The organism is Streptacidiphilus sp. EB103A, from assembly GCF_041261405.1.
Taxonomy (GTDB): domain Bacteria; phylum Actinomycetota; class Actinomycetes; order Streptomycetales; family Streptomycetaceae; genus Streptacidiphilus.
On sequence record NZ_JBGCAQ010000027.1, the window covers coordinates 50396 to 65186 of the forward strand.

General features: G+C 70.0%; 12 protein-coding genes, 1 tRNA gene and 1 pseudogene. 7 read left to right on the forward strand and 7 right to left on the reverse strand.

Annotated elements, in window-relative coordinates; all coding sequences use genetic code 11:
- Together galK and ABH941_RS35350 are read left to right on the forward strand one after the other, a co-directional pair.
- The gene (galK, locus tag ABH941_RS35345; RefSeq protein ID WP_370134191.1) at positions 1-1221 is read left to right on the forward strand and encodes a galactokinase; all 1221 of its coding nucleotides are present in this window, start codon (positions 1-3) and stop codon (positions 1219-1221) included.
- A 166-nt stretch (positions 1222-1387) separates the two neighbouring features.
- Positions 1388-2326 carry a LuxR C-terminal-related transcriptional regulator gene (locus ABH941_RS35350; protein WP_370134195.1) on the forward strand — a complete coding sequence of 313 codons (939 nt, stop codon included), beginning with the start codon at positions 1388-1390 and terminating at the stop codon, positions 2324-2326.
- A gap of 82 nt (positions 2327-2408) precedes the next feature.
- Here ABH941_RS35350 and ABH941_RS35355 read toward each other — a convergent pair whose 3' ends face one another.
- The 5 genes from ABH941_RS35355 to ABH941_RS35375 all read right to left on the reverse strand — a co-directional run bounded on the left by ABH941_RS35355 (position 2409) and on the right by ABH941_RS35375 (position 8096).
- A complete protein-coding gene (locus tag ABH941_RS35355) occupies positions 2409-3122 on the reverse strand; it encodes a hypothetical protein (RefSeq protein ID WP_370134198.1) in 714 nt (237 codons plus the stop codon).
- Between the two features lie 21 nt (positions 3123-3143).
- The gene (locus ABH941_RS35360) at positions 3144-5000 is read right to left on the reverse strand and encodes a phosphatidylglycerol lysyltransferase domain-containing protein (RefSeq protein WP_370134201.1); all 1857 of its coding nucleotides are present in this window, start codon (positions 4998-5000) and stop codon (positions 3144-3146) included.
- Between the two features lie 132 nt (positions 5001-5132).
- Complete coding sequence (locus ABH941_RS35365; RefSeq protein ID WP_370134203.1) at positions 5133-6020, reverse strand: SGNH/GDSL hydrolase family protein; 888 nt, start codon at positions 6018-6020, stop codon at positions 5133-5135.
- Between the two features lie 175 nt (positions 6021-6195).
- Positions 6196-7458, reverse strand: coding sequence for a glycosyl hydrolase family 8 (locus tag ABH941_RS35370; RefSeq protein WP_370134207.1), 1263 nt, complete (start codon positions 7456-7458; stop codon positions 6196-6198).
- Between the two features lie 140 nt (positions 7459-7598).
- Positions 7599-8096 carry a MarR family winged helix-turn-helix transcriptional regulator gene (locus ABH941_RS35375; protein ID WP_134001515.1) on the reverse strand — a complete coding sequence of 166 codons (498 nt, stop codon included), beginning with the start codon at positions 8094-8096 and terminating at the stop codon, positions 7599-7601.
- A 115-nt stretch (positions 8097-8211) separates the two neighbouring features.
- On the opposite strand from ABH941_RS35375, the gene ABH941_RS35380 reads away from it, so the two are divergent.
- Both ABH941_RS35380 and ABH941_RS35385 read left to right on the forward strand, forming a co-directional pair.
- Positions 8212-9018, forward strand: a complete 807-nt coding sequence (locus tag ABH941_RS35380; RefSeq protein ID WP_370134211.1) for a methyltransferase domain-containing protein — start codon at positions 8212-8214, stop codon at positions 9016-9018.
- A gap of 18 nt (positions 9019-9036) precedes the next feature.
- Complete coding sequence (locus ABH941_RS35385; RefSeq protein ID WP_370134213.1) at positions 9037-9411, forward strand: VOC family protein; 375 nt, start codon at positions 9037-9039, stop codon at positions 9409-9411.
- Here the strand turns inward: ABH941_RS35385 and ABH941_RS35390 are convergent.
- Complete coding sequence (locus ABH941_RS35390) at positions 9408-10076, reverse strand: TetR family transcriptional regulator (protein WP_370134374.1); 669 nt, start codon at positions 10074-10076, stop codon at positions 9408-9410. The genes ABH941_RS35385 and ABH941_RS35390 overlap by 4 nt on opposite strands.
- A 118-nt stretch (positions 10077-10194) precedes the next feature.
- Positions 10195-11103: an acyl-CoA desaturase gene (locus ABH941_RS35395; protein WP_370134378.1), complete on the reverse strand. Its 909-nt coding sequence runs from the start codon at positions 11101-11103 to the stop codon at positions 10195-10197.
- A 1008-nt stretch (positions 11104-12111) separates the two neighbouring features.
- Between ABH941_RS35395 and ABH941_RS35400 the strand changes: the two are divergent.
- The 3 genes and pseudogenes from ABH941_RS35400 (at position 12112) to glmU (ending at position 14693) form a co-directional block, all read left to right on the forward strand.
- A pseudogene (locus tag ABH941_RS35400) lies at positions 12112-12969 on the forward strand (hypothetical protein).
- 21 nt (positions 12970-12990) lie between these two features.
- A tRNA-Gln gene (locus ABH941_RS35405) sits at positions 12991-13063 on the forward strand.
- A gap of 169 nt (positions 13064-13232) precedes the next feature.
- Positions 13233-14693, forward strand: coding sequence for a bifunctional UDP-N-acetylglucosamine diphosphorylase/glucosamine-1-phosphate N-acetyltransferase GlmU (gene glmU, locus ABH941_RS35410; protein WP_370134215.1), 1461 nt, complete (start codon positions 13233-13235; stop codon positions 14691-14693).
- The last annotated feature ends 98 nt before the right edge of the window (positions 14694-14791 follow it).

Sequence of the window (14791 nt, forward strand, 5' to 3'; positions counted from 1 at the left end):
GTGACCGATCAGGACGGGACCGGCCCGGTCAGCACCGGCACAGACGGGGCCGTGCACGAGGCTGTCACCAAGGGGTACGAGTCCGTGTACGGGACCGCTCCACAGGTGGTCTGGCAGGCCCCCGGGCGGGTCAACGTCATCGGTGAGCACACCGACTACAACGACGGCTTCATGCTCCCCATAGCCCTGCCGCACGCCACCCGCCTCGCCGCCTCGCTGCGCGGGGACGGCGTGCTGCGGCTGCACAGCGCCCAGTCCCCGGACAGCTCGGGGATCACCGAGCTGGCCCTGTCCGACCTGGTCCCCGGCTCCGTGCCGGGCTGGGCGGCCTACCCCGCCGGGGTGGTCTGGGCGCTGCGCGACGCCGGGCACGACGTCCCCGGGGCCGACCTGTACTTCGACAGCGACGTCCCGGTCGGCGCCGGACTGTCCTCCTCGGCCGCCCTGGAGTGCGCCGTCGCCGCCGCCTACAACGACCTCTGCGGCCTCGGCCTGACGCCCACACAGCTCGCGCTGCTGAGCCAGCACGCCGAGAACGTGTTCGTGGGCGTGCCCTGCGGCATCCTGGACCAGCTCGCCTCCAGCTGCTGCGAGGAGGGCGCCGCTCTCTTCGTCGACGTCCGCAGCATCGACCCGGCCGAGGGCAGGACCCGCCAGGTCCCGCTCGACCTGGCCGGGGCCGGCCTGGTGCTGCTGGTCATCGACACCCAGGTCAAGCACGCCCACGCGGACGGCGCCTACGCCGAGCGGCGCAGGGGCTGCGAGAAGGCGGCGGCGATCCTGGGCCTGCCCGCCCTGCGCGACCTCCCCTACGCCGGCCTGGACGCCGCCCTGGAACGGCTGCCGGACGACGGCCTGCGCGCCCTGGTCCGGCACATCGTCACCGAGGACGCCCGGGTCGAGCAGGTCACCGCACTGCTGGACGCCGGTGAGCTGCGGGCCATCGGCCCGCTGCTGACCGAGGGGCATGCGTCGATGCGCGACGACTACCGGATCTCCTGCGCCGAGACGGACCTCGCGGTCGACACCGCGGTCGCGGCCGGTGCGCTGGGTGCGCGGATGACCGGCGGCGGCTTCGGCGGCTCGATCATCGCCCTTGTCGAGAAGGCCGGTGCGGAGGCCGTGGCAGCCGCGGTGACCAGCGCTTTCGCGGTGCAGGGGTGGACCGGGCCACGAGCGTTCACCGCCGTTCCCTCGGCGGGGGCGAGGCGGTTGGAGTAAGCAGTGGGGTTTGGTGGTGGGCTGGTCGCGCAGTTCCTCGCGCCCCTGCGGGGCTGTCAGGGGCGTACGGAACTGCGCAAACAACCACGACGACGTTGCGCGATCTCGCTACCCTGAAGCAACATTCGGCTGGGGGGCCGGACTGAAGCAGGATCAGGGGGCAGCAGTGGCGCGTATCCGGGTCCTGGTCGCGGACGGGCACCGCATCTTCGCCGAGGCGCTCGCCACCGCGCTCGCCGCGGAACCGGACGTGGACGTCTCCGCGGCCGGCAGCGCGCAGGCCGCAGAGCGGGCGCTGGACCGTGCCGACGCCGAGAATCGTCCCTTCCAGGTGCTGCTCGTGGACGCGGACCTCAACCCCGGCGGCGCCGCACCGCCACCGGCGGTGGGCCAGCCCCGGCTGCCCGAGGCCCGGCGCACCCTCGCGCCCCCGCAGCGCGCCCCCGTGGTGCACCTGCCGGCCCAGCGCAAGGCCGGCTACGGCACGCCCCCCGCAGGGGTGAATCCCGGCGCCCGCATCCCGGCACCGCGCACCGGCGGCACGGGTACGGGCGGTACGGGTGCCGCCAACGGCAACTCCGCCCCGGCGCCGTCCGCCGCCGCCCCCACCGGCGCCCCCGTCCCGGCCGGGGACGGAATCAGCTTCGCCGCCCGTGCCCGCGCCTCGCACCCCGCGCTCCAGGTCATCGTCCTCGCCGTCGACGACGACCCCCGCCGCGTGGTCCAGGCACTCCAGGCGGGGGCCGGCGCCTGGGTCGCCAAGGAGAGCTCGCTGGGGCGGCTGATGGCCGTCATCAAGGGCGTCATGCGGGACGAGACGCACATCCCGCCGCTGCTGCTCACCGGGGTCATCAGGGAGCTCACCGCGGCCCGCCGCGACCGCACCGAGAGCGAGCGCCTGGTCGAGTCGCTCACCCCGCGCGAGAAGCAGGTGCTCCGCTGCATGGTCGCCGGCCTGGGCCGCCAGGCCGTCGCCGACCGGCTCTACCTCTCCCCGCACACGGTGCGCACCCACATGCAGAACGTCCTCGGCAAACTCGGCGTCCACAGCACACTCGCCGCTGTGGCGTTGGCCCGTCGCGCGGGGGTCGGTCCGGCGGACTAGTGCACGTCAGTGTGGGTCGTTCGCGCGCGCCTTTCATCAGCACAGCCCCGCGCCCCTAGATAGTGCAACTGGCTCAGTCGCACTATCTAGGGGCGCGGGGAACTGCGCGACAAACCACAGCTGACCTGCACCCTCGCTCCAGCGCCACCATGCCCAGGGCAGGAACGGAAACCACGAAGATCGCGGCAAGGTGCTCCGCCCCCGCCAGATTGGGGTACAGGACCTCCTCCAGCACCATCGCCGCAACCGTCACGCTCCCCGTGACCCACGCCCGGTGGCGCCAGGCGACGGCTACCGCCAGGGCGACCACCGCTGCCGAGGGTCCGGTGTCACGGACCCACGCGTCCTCCCAGGGCAGCCCGAACAGCGCCGAGGGCCCCTGGCGGACCGCCTGGCGGGCGTACAGCGTCCCGGCGAGCGTGCCCGCGTAGGCGACCAGCAGGGTGCTGCGCCACCCCAGCGTGAGCTCGGCGATGCCGAAGACGACGAAGACCTGCGCCGCGGCCCCCCAGACCGGCAGGTTCGGCGCCGGCACGAAGAGCGACAGCGGCGTCCGCGCCAGCGACTGCCACAGCGGCAGCTCCGCCCGCACCACGCCCACCCGCTCCACCAGCGCCGCCCCGCCCGCGGCATGCTGCAGCAGCTGGAAGCCCAGCACCGCGGCCGTGGCCGCGAAGGTCATCCGCAGCGCCGCCAGCCGCTCCCGCGCCAGGCTCTCGCGTGCGGCCAGGTACAACCCGCTCCACTCGGTGAGCAGCGCCGAGCGGAGGGTCACCTGGAGCTGAGAGTCCCTCATTCAATAAAAAATAGGACATAACTAGCCAATTGGCTGCTTGGCGCCCGGAGTCGTCGTGTTTCCGGCGCTCTGCGAGCCGCTGTCGGCGCCGTCGTCGCCGCCCTCGCTGCTGCCCGCACGGTCCAGGGCACGGCTGTGCCGCCGCTTGAACAGGCTCGGCAGGCTCGGCGCGGTGATGAAGCCCTCGGCCCGCGCCGAGGCGAGACTGATCCTGGGCAGGTCGCTGCTGCGCGCGAACAGCAGGTAGCGGGGCTCCCAGATGGGCCGGTACTTCGCGTTCGCCCGGTACAGGGACTCGATCTGCCACCAGCGCGAGAAGAACATCAGCACCGAGCGCCACATTCGCAGCACCGGCCCCGCCCCCAGCCTGGAGCCGCGCTCGAAGACGGCCCGGAACATGGCGAAGTTCAGCGACACCCGTTTGATGCCGACACTCTCGGCCTGCCCCATCAGCTCGATGACCATGAACTCCAGCAGCCCGTTGTCGGAGTCCCGGTCGCGCCGCATCAGGTCCAGCGACAGGCCTTCGCGCCCCCAGGGGACGAAGCTCAGCAGGGCCCGCAGCTCGCCCTGCCCGTCGTGGCACTCGACCATCACGCACTGGCCGTCGTCGGGGTCGCCCAGGCGGCCCAGCGCCATCGAGAAGCCGCGCTCGGTCTGCCCGTCGCGCCAGGTGTCGGCGCGCTCCAGCAGGGTCTGCATCTCGTCGTCGGGGATGTCCGCGTGGCGGCGCACCCGTACGGTGTAGCCGGCCCGGCCGACCTTGTTGTGCGCCTGGCGCACGCCGCGCATCGCGCGCCCCTCCAGGGTGAACTCGTCCACCTCGACGATGGCCTCGTCGCCCAGCTCCAGCGCGTTCAGCCCGTGCCGGGAGTAGACGGTGCCGCCCTCCTCGCTGGCGCCCATCACCGCCGGCACCCAGGCGTGCTCACGGGCCTGGTCCAGCCAGCGGTCGATCGCCCCGGGCCAGGCCTCCACATCGCCGATCGGATCGCCCGAGGCCAGCGAGACCCCGCCGAGCACGCGATAGGCGACGGCGGCCTTCCCGGAGGGGGAGAACAACACGGACTTGTCGCGGCGCAGCGCGAAGTAGCCCAGCGAGTCGCGCTCCCCGTGCCCGTCCAGCAGCTCCCGCAACCGCATCTCGTCGTCGGGGCAGAGGTACTCCTTGCCCTTGGGGGAGCGGAACAGCGCGTACAGCACCAGCAGGAAGATCAGCGCGCTCATCGCGTTGATGGCGATGTCCACCCAGTGCGGGATGACGATGTTGCGGTAGCCGGTTCCGGACGGGGCCAGGGTGTAGACCCGCATGGCGGCGTACTGGATCCGGTGCCACAGGTACGAACCGTCCACCTCGTCGGTCAGGGTCACCAGCAGGGTGCCGACCAGCACGCCGACCGCGCCGCCGCCGATCAGGGCGGCCAGCGCCAGCCTGGGGTTGCTGCGGTCGCCCTTGGCGTGGAACTCCTTGCGGCCCGCCAGCAGGGCCGTGAACATCAGCAGGGTGACGACGGCCGAGATCCAGTTGAACCAGTGCTCCCTGACCTCCGGGTAGAACAGCAGCAGCAGGGCCATCAGGACCACGTAGAGGCCGACGACGACCACGTTGAAGATCCAGGCGGCGCGTTTGCGGCGGCGCATCATCATGGCCAGGAACAGCGCCAGGGCGCCCGAGGTGAACCCGGCGGTGATCATGTACGGGGTGAAGAAGTCACCGGTGTTGTGCCGGGTGACCTGGCTGTGGAACGGGGCTGAGACGGCTCCGAGGAAGTTGAGTACCGCGGCGGCCCGCAGGTACCAGACCGCGAACACGGCGGCGCGCGGACGCCAGGCCGCGAGGCGGTTCGGTGCAGTTTCGGAGGACACGTCCCTCCCCATCCTTTATAGGCTATTCCTCATAGTTGCATAACATTTCTGCAACATCGTCGCTCGTAACGCCGAGAGCCCGCCCCCCGAACGGCGGGGGCGGGCTCTGGCCAGGGTCTGACGACAGCGGTTCTCACCTCGAGGTCAGCGGTGGCGCAGCACCTTCTCGAAGACCCCGGCGATCACCGCATGCCCGGTCGGATTGGCGTGGATGTCCTGGTACTGGGTGCACTCCCAGGTCCAGGCGCAGATCCGGGCCACGTTCAGCGGCACCGTGCCGAACGCCGGGAGGGTGGCCTGGTCGGTGAAGTCGTCCGTGGCGAACGCCTTGGAGACGTCGGCCAGCTTGAAGCCGCTGTACCGCAGCCCCCGGTCGATCACGCCGTTCAGGGTGTCCGACAGCACCGTGGACTGCTTGGCCTCGGCCTGCCCGGTGGCACCGGTCAGCCATACCGCCAGGAACGGGTCGTAGTAGTTCATCCCCGCGTACTGCGGCGCCCGCCACCCCTCGCCGCCCGCCCGGCGCAGGCCCGAGGCGATGTACGGCAGCTGCGTGGCGACGGTGGCGATGCCCTTGACGGTGCAGGCCTGGTCGATGCCGGTCGCGCTGAGGCAGCCGTCCACGTCGTTGGCGCCGATGTCCAGCGTCACGTACTTCACCTGGCCGCGGTGCGCCCGCAGGAACGCCTCGGCCGCACCCAGCTGCGAGGTCGCCCCCGGGTAGCTGCAGATGCCCCCGAGGATCATCGTCTCGGTGGTCTCGCCGCTGCAACCCAGCTTGATGTGGACCAGCGACGGGTCGTGCTGCTTGAGCCGCGTGTACAGCTGGTCCGTGTAGGACACGTCGGTGTTGGTACGGACGTTCGGCTGGTAGCCGGCTGCCAGGGAGTCCCCGAGTGAGACGTAGTAGTGCGGCTGCGGATGGTAGCCGCCCTCGTCCTGCGCGACGGCGGTGCCGGTCATCGCCGCGCCGGCGAGAGCCGCGGCCGCGAGGACGCCGAAGGCGCGGCGCAGCCGGGAAGTGCTGGGCATAGGTGGAGCCCCCTTGTGTGCGGAGCCGCGACGGTGCGGCCCCTCATCCCAGGGAGTATCCCAACTCACGGGTAGCTTGTGGCAATACCCGTGCACCGACCGGTGGCCGCGCCCCCTCGAACCAGGAGTCGAGGAGGCGCGGCCACCGGTCGGTGCACGGGTATCTGATCCGGCGTCAGCTGGCCGGGCTCCAGTAGTCGCCGGCCATCACGAGGTAGACCAGCATCTTGATGGTCTCGCCGTAGTACGCGTCGCCGAACGGGTTGGTCCCGAGCTGCTTCCAGATCGCGTCGGTCCAGGCCTGGTCGCCGGAGGCCATCGCCGCCGGGCCGACCGAGTCGCCGGCCTCCTCGGCCTGGGTGTCGCCGGAGACGTTGCCGTTGGCGCAGTTCAGCTTCACATGCGGCTGGACCTTGGCCGGGTTGCCGCCGGACAGCGACTTCAGGCATGCCGACTCCAGCTTGGCCGTCCGGTACGCGGTCGCTGCCGTGGTCGAGCCGTTCACCAGGGCGTCGGTGCCCAGGTGCCAGGGGACCCGGATGGAGTTGTAGCCGACGATGTTGTCGGGCTGGCTCTCCTGGTAGTCGGCCGGGGCCGGCTTGGGGCTGGTGCCGTTGGCGCCGACCACGAAGTCCGACAGCAGGCCCGAACTCGCCGAGTACTTTGCGGTGAACTCGTTGATGACCGCCTCGGTGCGGGTGACGACCTTGCTCCAGTCGTGCGCGGTGTCGTACGCGGCGAACGCCCGCAGGTGGTCCAGCATCATGTCGGACGGCCGGGTGTCGGTGCTGGGGCCGTCGTCCTCGCACTTCAGGTGGCCGTCCGAGGCCACGTCATGGGCGTAGACGCTGGCCAGCCAGGCCCTGGCGTCGGCGGTGTAGCCGCCCCACTGCTTGTCGGCCAGGATCACGCCGTAGCCCACGTCGAGGTCGCCGTCGGTGGCGGAGTCGGGGGTGCTGCTGTCGGTGTACTTGCAGGTCTTGCCGTCGAGCTGCCACTCCATCAGGCCGTCGGCGTCCTTGTGGTCCTTGACCAGCTGCCACAGGCCGTTGAACTCGGTCTGCGCGCTGCTGTCGTAACCGGCCATCAGCGGCACGATGTTCATGCCGTACCCCTGCGCCTCGGAGACGGTGCCGTTGTTGGGGGCGTCGCCGTCGCCCTTGGTGGAGACGTAGTACTCGTTCGAGGCACAGCCCTTGACCAGGTAGGTGCTCTTCCAGGAGTCGTACTGCTTCTCCACCGCCGCGTCCCGGGTGGACTGCGACGCCGAGGGCATCACGCCGACCTTGTAGGTGACGTGGGCGGGGAACGGCTTCGCGGGTGTGGTGGCGGCCGAGGCACTGGCCCCGCCGGTGGCGGCGAGACCGAGGCTGATACAGCCGGCAGCCGCCGCGGTGGCGACCATCTTCCGGACGGGGGAGCGCAACTGACGAACCATCGGGTGGTTCTCCTTCGTGGGGGAAGGGTGCGGGCTTCTTAAGTTAGGAAAGTTTCCTAACTCGATTTCGGCAAGAATGGCCCCGTTGCCGGTACGCAGTCAAGGGTGCGGGGAGTTCGGCTGGGGTTCCGTGCGGCGTTCTACTCGGGGAGGTTGTCGAACGGGGCCACCAGCTGCCGCAGCAGACCGGCCAGCTCCCCGCGCTGGGCTGTGGAAAGCTCCGCCAGCAGGGCGCGCTCGTACGCCAGCAGCCCGGCCAGCGCCTCGTCCGCGAGATCGCGGCCGGCCTCGGTGAGCCGTACCAGCACCCCGCGCCGGTCGCCCGGGTCGGGCAGCCGCTGGACCAGTCCCTTGACTGCGAGCCGGTCGATCCGGTTGGTCATCGTCCCGGAGGTGACCAGAGTCTGCGTCAGCAACTGCCCGGGGGAGAGCTGGTACGGGGAGCCGGCCCGGCGCAGCGCGGTGAGGACGTCGAACTCCCACGGCTCCAGGCTGTGCTCGGCGAAGGCGGTGCGCCTGGCCCGGTCGAGGTGGCGGGCGAGCCTGCTGATCCGGCTCAGCACTTCGAGCGGTTCCACGTCGAGGTCCGGGCGCTCTCGGCGCCACGCAGCGACCAGCCGGTCGACCTCGTCCTCCATGGTTGATCAGTGTAGTGGGCGGTGTGTCGACATGAAGTCTCTTGACATCAAGAAAAGGTATCGGTCAGACTGAAGTATCTTGACGTCAAGATACATGGAGACGGAGACCTCGCCGATGACCGACACCACCTGGGACCCCGCGCAGTACCTCCGCCACGCCGACCACCGCAGCCGGCCCTTCCGCGACCTCGTCGACCGCATCCCCGGCGCCGCCGGCAGCCCTGGCACCCCTGGCAGCCCGTCGAACATCGTCGACCTCGGCTGCGGCCCCGGCAACACCACCGCCACCCTCCCCGACCGCTGGCCCGCCGCCGCCCTCACCGGCATCGACAGCTCGACACAGATGATCGACAAGGCCCAGGCGGACCACCCGGAGATCTCCTTCCGCGTCGGCGACATCACCAGCTGGAAGCCGGGGGACGACGGCAACCCCGACCTGATCCTCTCCAACGCCGCCCTGCAATGGGTCCCCGACCACGCCGACCTGTTCCCCGACTGGGTCCACGCCCTCCCCACCGGCGGCGTCCTCGCCTTCCAAGTCCCCGGCAACTTCGGCGCACCCAGCCACACCCTGCTCGCGGAACTCCGCACCAGTGCCCGCTGGGAGGGGCGCCTCGCCGCTGCCGCCGAACACCCCTCCGTCCTGGAACCCGTCGACTACCTCGCCCGGCTCAGCGTCCTGGGCTGCACCGTCGACGCCTGGGAGACCACCTACTACCAGACCCTGCACGGCGCCCACCCCGTTCTCGACTGGATGCTCGGCACCGGCCTGCGCCCCGCCCTCGCCGCCCTCACCGACCCCGGCGACCGCGCCGACTTCCTCGCCGAGTACAGCGCCCTCCTCGACCAGGCCTACCCCACCACCCGCTACGGCACAGTGCTCCCGTACCGGCGCATCTTCGTCATCGCCACCAGGAAGTGAAGTGAGGACCGTGCAGCCGTGATCATCGCCATCGACCACGTCCAGCTCGCAGCACCACCCGGCAGCGAGGACGCGCTGCGCCGCTACTACGCGGACATCCTTGGCCTGGAGGAGATCCCCAAGCCGCCGGTGCTGGCCGCCCGCGGCGGATGCTGGTTACGGACACCAGGCGGCGGCGTCCAGCTCCACCTCGGCGTGGAAACCCCCTTCGTCCCCGCCCGCAAGGCCCACCCCGCCCTCCGCGTCCAGGGCATCCACGCCTACGCCGAGCACATCGCCGCCCACGGCGCACCCGTCACCTGGGACACCGACCTCCCCGGCCACCACCGCTTCTACTCCAGCGACCCGGTCGGCAACCGCATCGAGTTCCTCGAACCCGTGGCGGTCGGCTAGTTCTTCCGCCGACCCACCAGCTGAGGCCGCCGCTCCATCCCCTCCAGACCGTGCCAGGCCAGATTCACCAGATGCGCGACGACCTCGGCCTTCTTCGGCTTCCGCACATCCAGCCACCACTGACCCGTCAACGCCACCATCCCCACCAGCATCTGCGCGTACATCGGCGCCAGCTTCGCGTCGTAACCCCGCGACTTGAACTCATGGCCCAGGATGTCCTCGACCTGCGTCGCGATGTCATTGATCAACGACGCGAACGTCCCCGTCGACTGCGCCACCGGCGAATCCCGCACCAGGATCCGGAAACCGTCCGTCGACGTCTCGATGTAGTCCAGCAGCGCGAACGCCGCCTCCTCGCACAACTCACGCGGATGGCCACCCGTCAGCGAACCGGTGACCATGTCCAGCAGCAACTGCATCTCACGGTCCACCACAACCGCGTACAGCCCCTCCTTGCCGCCGAAGTGCTCGTACACCACCGGCTTGGACACCCCGGCCTTCGCCGCGATCTCCTCCACCGACGTCGCCTCGTAGCCGCGCTCCGCGAACAGGGCGCGGCCCACATCCAGCAGCTGCTCCCGCCGCTGCTTCCCGCTCATCCGAACCCTGGCGGCCCGCGCCGCCGGCGCCTTCCTGGTACGTGCCGCCCGCCCGTCGCCCGCCACCACCCTTTTCGGACGTGCTTCGCCCGGCACCCCCCCCTGGCCGGTCCGTGCGGGCACAGGTGGATCCCCTGGATCCCCTGCCCCGTCCGACCCACTGCTGCTCTCGTTCACAGGACCATCATGCCGCGCGCCGGGCCTCGATCCGCTCCGGGCTGGGCCAGCGGACGTCCCGCGCCCATCCGGCCAGTTCGAACCAGCGGATCAACCGAGCCGAGGAGTCCACCTGCCCGCGCAGCACCCCGTGCCGCGCCGAGGTCGGGTCCGCATGGTGCAGGTTGTGCCAGGACTCGCCGCAGGACAGCACCGCCAGCCACGCCACGTTCCCGGAACGGTCCCGCGACTTGAACGGGTGCTTGCCCATCGCGTGGCAGATGGAGTTGATCGACCAGGTCACGTGATGGAGGAGTGCGACGCGCACCAGCGAACCCCAGAAGAACGCCGTCAGCGCGCCCTCCCAGGACCACGACCACAGCCCGCCCACCAACGGCGGAAGCAGGATCGAGGTGAGCGTGAAGAAGGCGAACTGCCGCGAGATCCAGGAGATGTCCCGGTCCTTCACCAGATCCGGGGCGTAGGTCTGCTGCGGGGTCTGCTCCTCGTCGAACAGCCACCCCATGTGCGCCCACCACAGACCCTTCAGCAGCGCCGGGACGGACTCGCCGTAGCGCCAGGGGGAGTGCGGGTCGCCGTCCTTGTCGGAGAACTTGTGGTGCTTGCGGTGGTCCGCCACCCAGCGCACGATCGGCCCCTCGATGGCGAGACTGCCAGCCACCGCCATGGCGATCTTCAGGGCCCGGGTGGCCTTGAACGAGCCGTGGGTGAAGAAGCGGTGGAAGCCGACGGTGATCCCGTGACAGGCGGTGAAGTACATCACCACCATGATCACGACATCGTGCCAGCCGAGCCCCCACCCCCAGGCGATCGGCACCGCCGCCAGCACCGAGAGGAACGGCACCGCGATGAACGAGGCCAACGCGAACCGCTCCGCCGCCCCCTGCTTCTCCCCACCCCGGGTGGCCGAGATCATGCTCGGCGGTCGTTGCTGTGTTTGTGGTCGTTGCTCAGCCAGTACGGCTGTCGCCGCATCGGCGACGGTCTCCTCGGCGGGCTGGATCGTCATAGCGGCTACCTCATGGCTGGTTCAGGGATGCGGAGACGGAAACCGAAAGTCGACCGTTCCTACGGTTGCGTAACTTACGGCATCGTAGGTTGATTGCCCCCGTATACGCACCCCCAACCGCGCCGGGCGTGGCGGGGACCCGCGTGGCGGGGAGTCGGGGGAGGCGGAGCACCGCCGCTGGTCGGCGGCAGCTGTGGGTGGCTTACATGGCGGGTTCGTTGCCGCCCTCCGCCGTCCGTGGCTTGTTGCTGTTGCTCGCTCCGCTCGCGGGCCAACTGCAGCGGGGGAGCGGGGCCCGGGCCGAGCGCCGTTCCCGGGCCGGGGTCGTGGGTGGGGCGTGCGGAAGCGGTTCTGCGGCAGGGCTTCGGGCGAACCCGGGGCACTTTTGGTACGCCAGGATCGGGGCAAATGGGGCATTGCGGCATGATCAAGTGACACCTTGTCCCGAAGGTGACCCCGGTTCCCCCTCGGGCCGGGCTTTTCGGGTCACTGCCTATACATTCGGGTCACTCCCTCGACGCTAAACCCGGACATAGCGGGCAGGATCCGTCGGACGAGTGACCCAAAAGCATGGGCAGTGACCCCAAACCGGCCAAGCCAACGGGAAGGAACGTTTCTGCACACCCCCCGCCACCAACCGCCCCGCCGCCCGGCAACGGTGGGCCGCCCGCACTCCTCCCCGGCCTTGTCGCCGCGAGCGGAGCGAGCTACAGCAACAAGCCACGGACGGCGGAGGGCGGCAACGGTGGCGCCATGTAAGCCACCTACAGTTGCCGCCCCACCGTCCACTGCCCACCGCCAACCGACAAGTCGACATTCGCAAACCGGGTTCCCGATCATGGCGTGAATCGCTCGAACGTGTGATCCGAACGAGTTTTCCTGCGGGTCTCCGGCCGGCGGGGCGAGGCTCTGGCCATGGACGACGAACAGGGCCTGCGCGAGCAGGTGGTCGCACTGCGGCGTGCGGGGATGAGCCGCCGTCAGATCAGGGACGAGCTCAAGATCTGGAACAACGACAAACTGAACCGCCTGCTCAAGGGCGAGCCCCCGCCCGAATGGACCAAGCGGCCCAATGCTAAGGACGACCTGCGCGCGCAGGCTCGGGAGCTTCGGCGCGCGGGCAGGACCTACGACGAGATTCAGGAGGCGCTGGGGGTCTCCAAGAGCTCGGTCTCGCTCTGGGTGCGCGATATGCCGAGGCCGGCGCGCAGGCAGAGCGGTGAGCAGCGCCGTCAATACATGCAGGACATCTGTTGGGCACCCCGGAGGGAGCTGCGGGAGAACGAGCGAAGGATCACCAAGGCCGCCGCTGCGCGAGAGATCGGGGAGATGACGGATCGCGAGATCTTCATCGCCGGGATCGGTCTCTACTGGGCGGAGGGGAACAAGGACAAGAGCTACGCTCGCCGCGAGCGCGTCAACTTCGTCAACAGTGACCCGAATATGATCCGGGTTTTCCTTGCCTGACTCGACCTGGTCGGCGTCGATCGTTCCAGGCTCAGGTTCGCGGTGCAGATCCACGAGTCCGCCGACGTCGAAGCCGCCGAGGGCTACTGGCGTGAGCTGGTCGGGGCTACGAGTACGTCGTTCTGCAAGACGACGCTCAAGAAGCACAATCCGAAGACCAACCGCAGGAACGTCGAAGACGGCTATCGGGGCTGCCTGGCGGTTCGGGTGCTCGAAGGCGCGGACCTTTATCGTCGCATCGAGGGCTGGTGGTACGGCATAGTAGGAGCCACGCAGGAACGCAACGGCCCAGCTGGAAGCAGCTGATGTCCGTTTTGTACCTGAAATTCCGCTGTGGTGTAACCTGGCAGCACACGGGGTTTTGGTCCCCTTGGTCCAGGTTCAAATCCTGGCAGCGGAGCGTTGCAACTTCTGGCGGGGCTAGGTCCGGTTCGGGACCTGGCCCCGCTTCCCGTATTCGGCTGCTTCGCCCAGCCCGGTATCCTCGGTCACGTCCGGGCGCGCCTGTGCGGAGCCTTCTGGCGTCCCCGGCGGACCCTCCACCCTGTGATGCCGAGGAGCCTCCTGCTGTGAGCTTCAAACCGCCGGCCGCTGTTGTCGTTCTCGCCGCTGGCGGGGGCACCCGGATGAAGTCGGCGGTGCTGCCGAAGGTGCTGCATCCGTTGTGCGGGCGGACGCTTGTGGGGCATGCGTTGGCGGCCGCGCGGGAGCTGACGCCGGAGCAGGTGATCGTGGTCATCGGGCACATGAAGGACAAGGTCGCCGAGCATCTCGCCGAGGTCGACCCGGAGGCCCGGACCGTGGTGCAGGAGCAGCAGAACGGCACCGGCCACGCCGTGCGGGTGGCGTTGGAGGCGTTGGCCGCCGACGGGGTGACGCTGGACGGGACGGTCGTGGTCAGCACCGGGGACACCCCGCTGCTGACCGGGGAGACCCTGCGGCGGCTGGTCGAGGCGCATGCGGCGGACGGCAACGCCGTCACCGTGCTGACGGCGGAGGTGCCGGATGCGACGGGGTACGGCCGGATCGTGCGGGGGCCGAGCCATGAGGTGCGGGCGATCGTCGAGCACAAGGACGCCAGCGAGGCGCAGCTCACCATCCGGGAGATCAACTCCGCCGTGTACGCCTTCGACGGGAAGCTCCTGGCCGAGGGGCTGGGGCAGGTGCGGACGGACAACAGTCAGGGTGAGGAGTACCTGACCGACGTCCTCGGCATCCTGCGCGAGGCGGGGCACCGGGTGGGAGCGCTGGTGGCGGGGGACTACCGGGACATCCTGGGGATCAATGACCGGGTGCAGCTCGCGGAGGCCCGGCGGATCATGAACGACCGGCTGCTGGAGAGCGCGATGCGGGCCGGGGTCACCGTGATCGATCCGGCTTCGACCTGGCTGGACGTTCAGGTGACCTACGAGCAGGACGCGGTGATTCTGCCCAACACCCAGCTGCAGGGTTCCACGTCGATCGGTGCGGGTGCCGAGGTGGGGCCGAACTGCACGCTGAGGGACACCAGCGTGGGCGCCGGGGCTGTTGTGAGCAATGCCACAGCGCAGCGCGCGGTGGTCGGGGAGGGCGCGAACGTGGGCCCGTACGCCTACTTGCGGCCCGGGACGGTGCTGGGTGCCAAGGGCAAGATCGGCACCTATGTGGAGACCAAGAACGCGGTGATCGGGGAGGGGTCGAAGGTCCCCCATCTCAGCTATGTGGGCGACGCCACAATCGGCGAGGGGACGAACATCGGGGCGGCCTCGGTCTTCGTGAACTACGACGGCGTGAGCAAGCACCACACGACCATCGGCAGCCACTGCCGGACCGGTTCGGACAACATGTTCGTCGCCCCGGTGACGGTCGGGGACGGTGCTTACACGGCGGCAGGTTCCGTCATCTACAAGGACGTTCCAGCCGGAGCCCTCGGTGTCACCCGTCCGCAGCAGCGCAATGTCGAGGGGTGGGTGGAGCGGAAGCGGCCGGGGACGGCGGCGGCCCGTGCGGCGGAGGCCGCGCGCTCCGAGGATGCTCCGAGCGCTCCCTGACGCGCCCCCTCGCAAGCCCCGAACGGCCTCGAACTGCCCCGGAAGGCGTCTTACGGGCTGCCCCGGAGGCGACGCGAGCCGCCGCGTCCGCGTAACCT

What these genes read in the sequence shown, in the direction of transcription:
- ABH941_RS35355 (WP_370134198.1), bottom strand. Translation starts at nt 3,122, where the DNA reads ATGAGGGACTCTCAGCTCCAGGTGACCCTCCGCTCGGCGCTGCTCACC.
- ABH941_RS35360 (WP_370134201.1), bottom strand. Translation starts at nt 5,000, where the DNA reads ATGGGGAGGGACGTGTCCTCCGAAACTGCACCGAACCGCCTCGCGGCC.
- ABH941_RS35365 (WP_370134203.1), bottom strand. Translation starts at nt 6,020, where the DNA reads ATGCCCAGCACTTCCCGGCTGCGCCGCGCCTTCGGCGTCCTCGCGGCC.
- ABH941_RS35370 (WP_370134207.1), bottom strand. Translation starts at nt 7,458, where the DNA reads ATGGTTCGTCAGTTGCGCTCCCCCGTCCGGAAGATGGTCGCCACCGCG.
- ABH941_RS35375 (WP_134001515.1), bottom strand. Translation starts at nt 8,096, where the DNA reads ATGGAGGACGAGGTCGACCGGCTGGTCGCTGCGTGGCGCCGAGAGCGC.
- ABH941_RS35380 (WP_370134211.1), top strand. Translation starts at nt 8,212, where the DNA reads ATGACCGACACCACCTGGGACCCCGCGCAGTACCTCCGCCACGCCGAC.
- ABH941_RS35395 (WP_370134378.1), bottom strand. Translation starts at nt 11,103, where the DNA reads ATGATCTCGGCCACCCGGGGTGGGGAGAAGCAGGGGGCGGCGGAGCGG.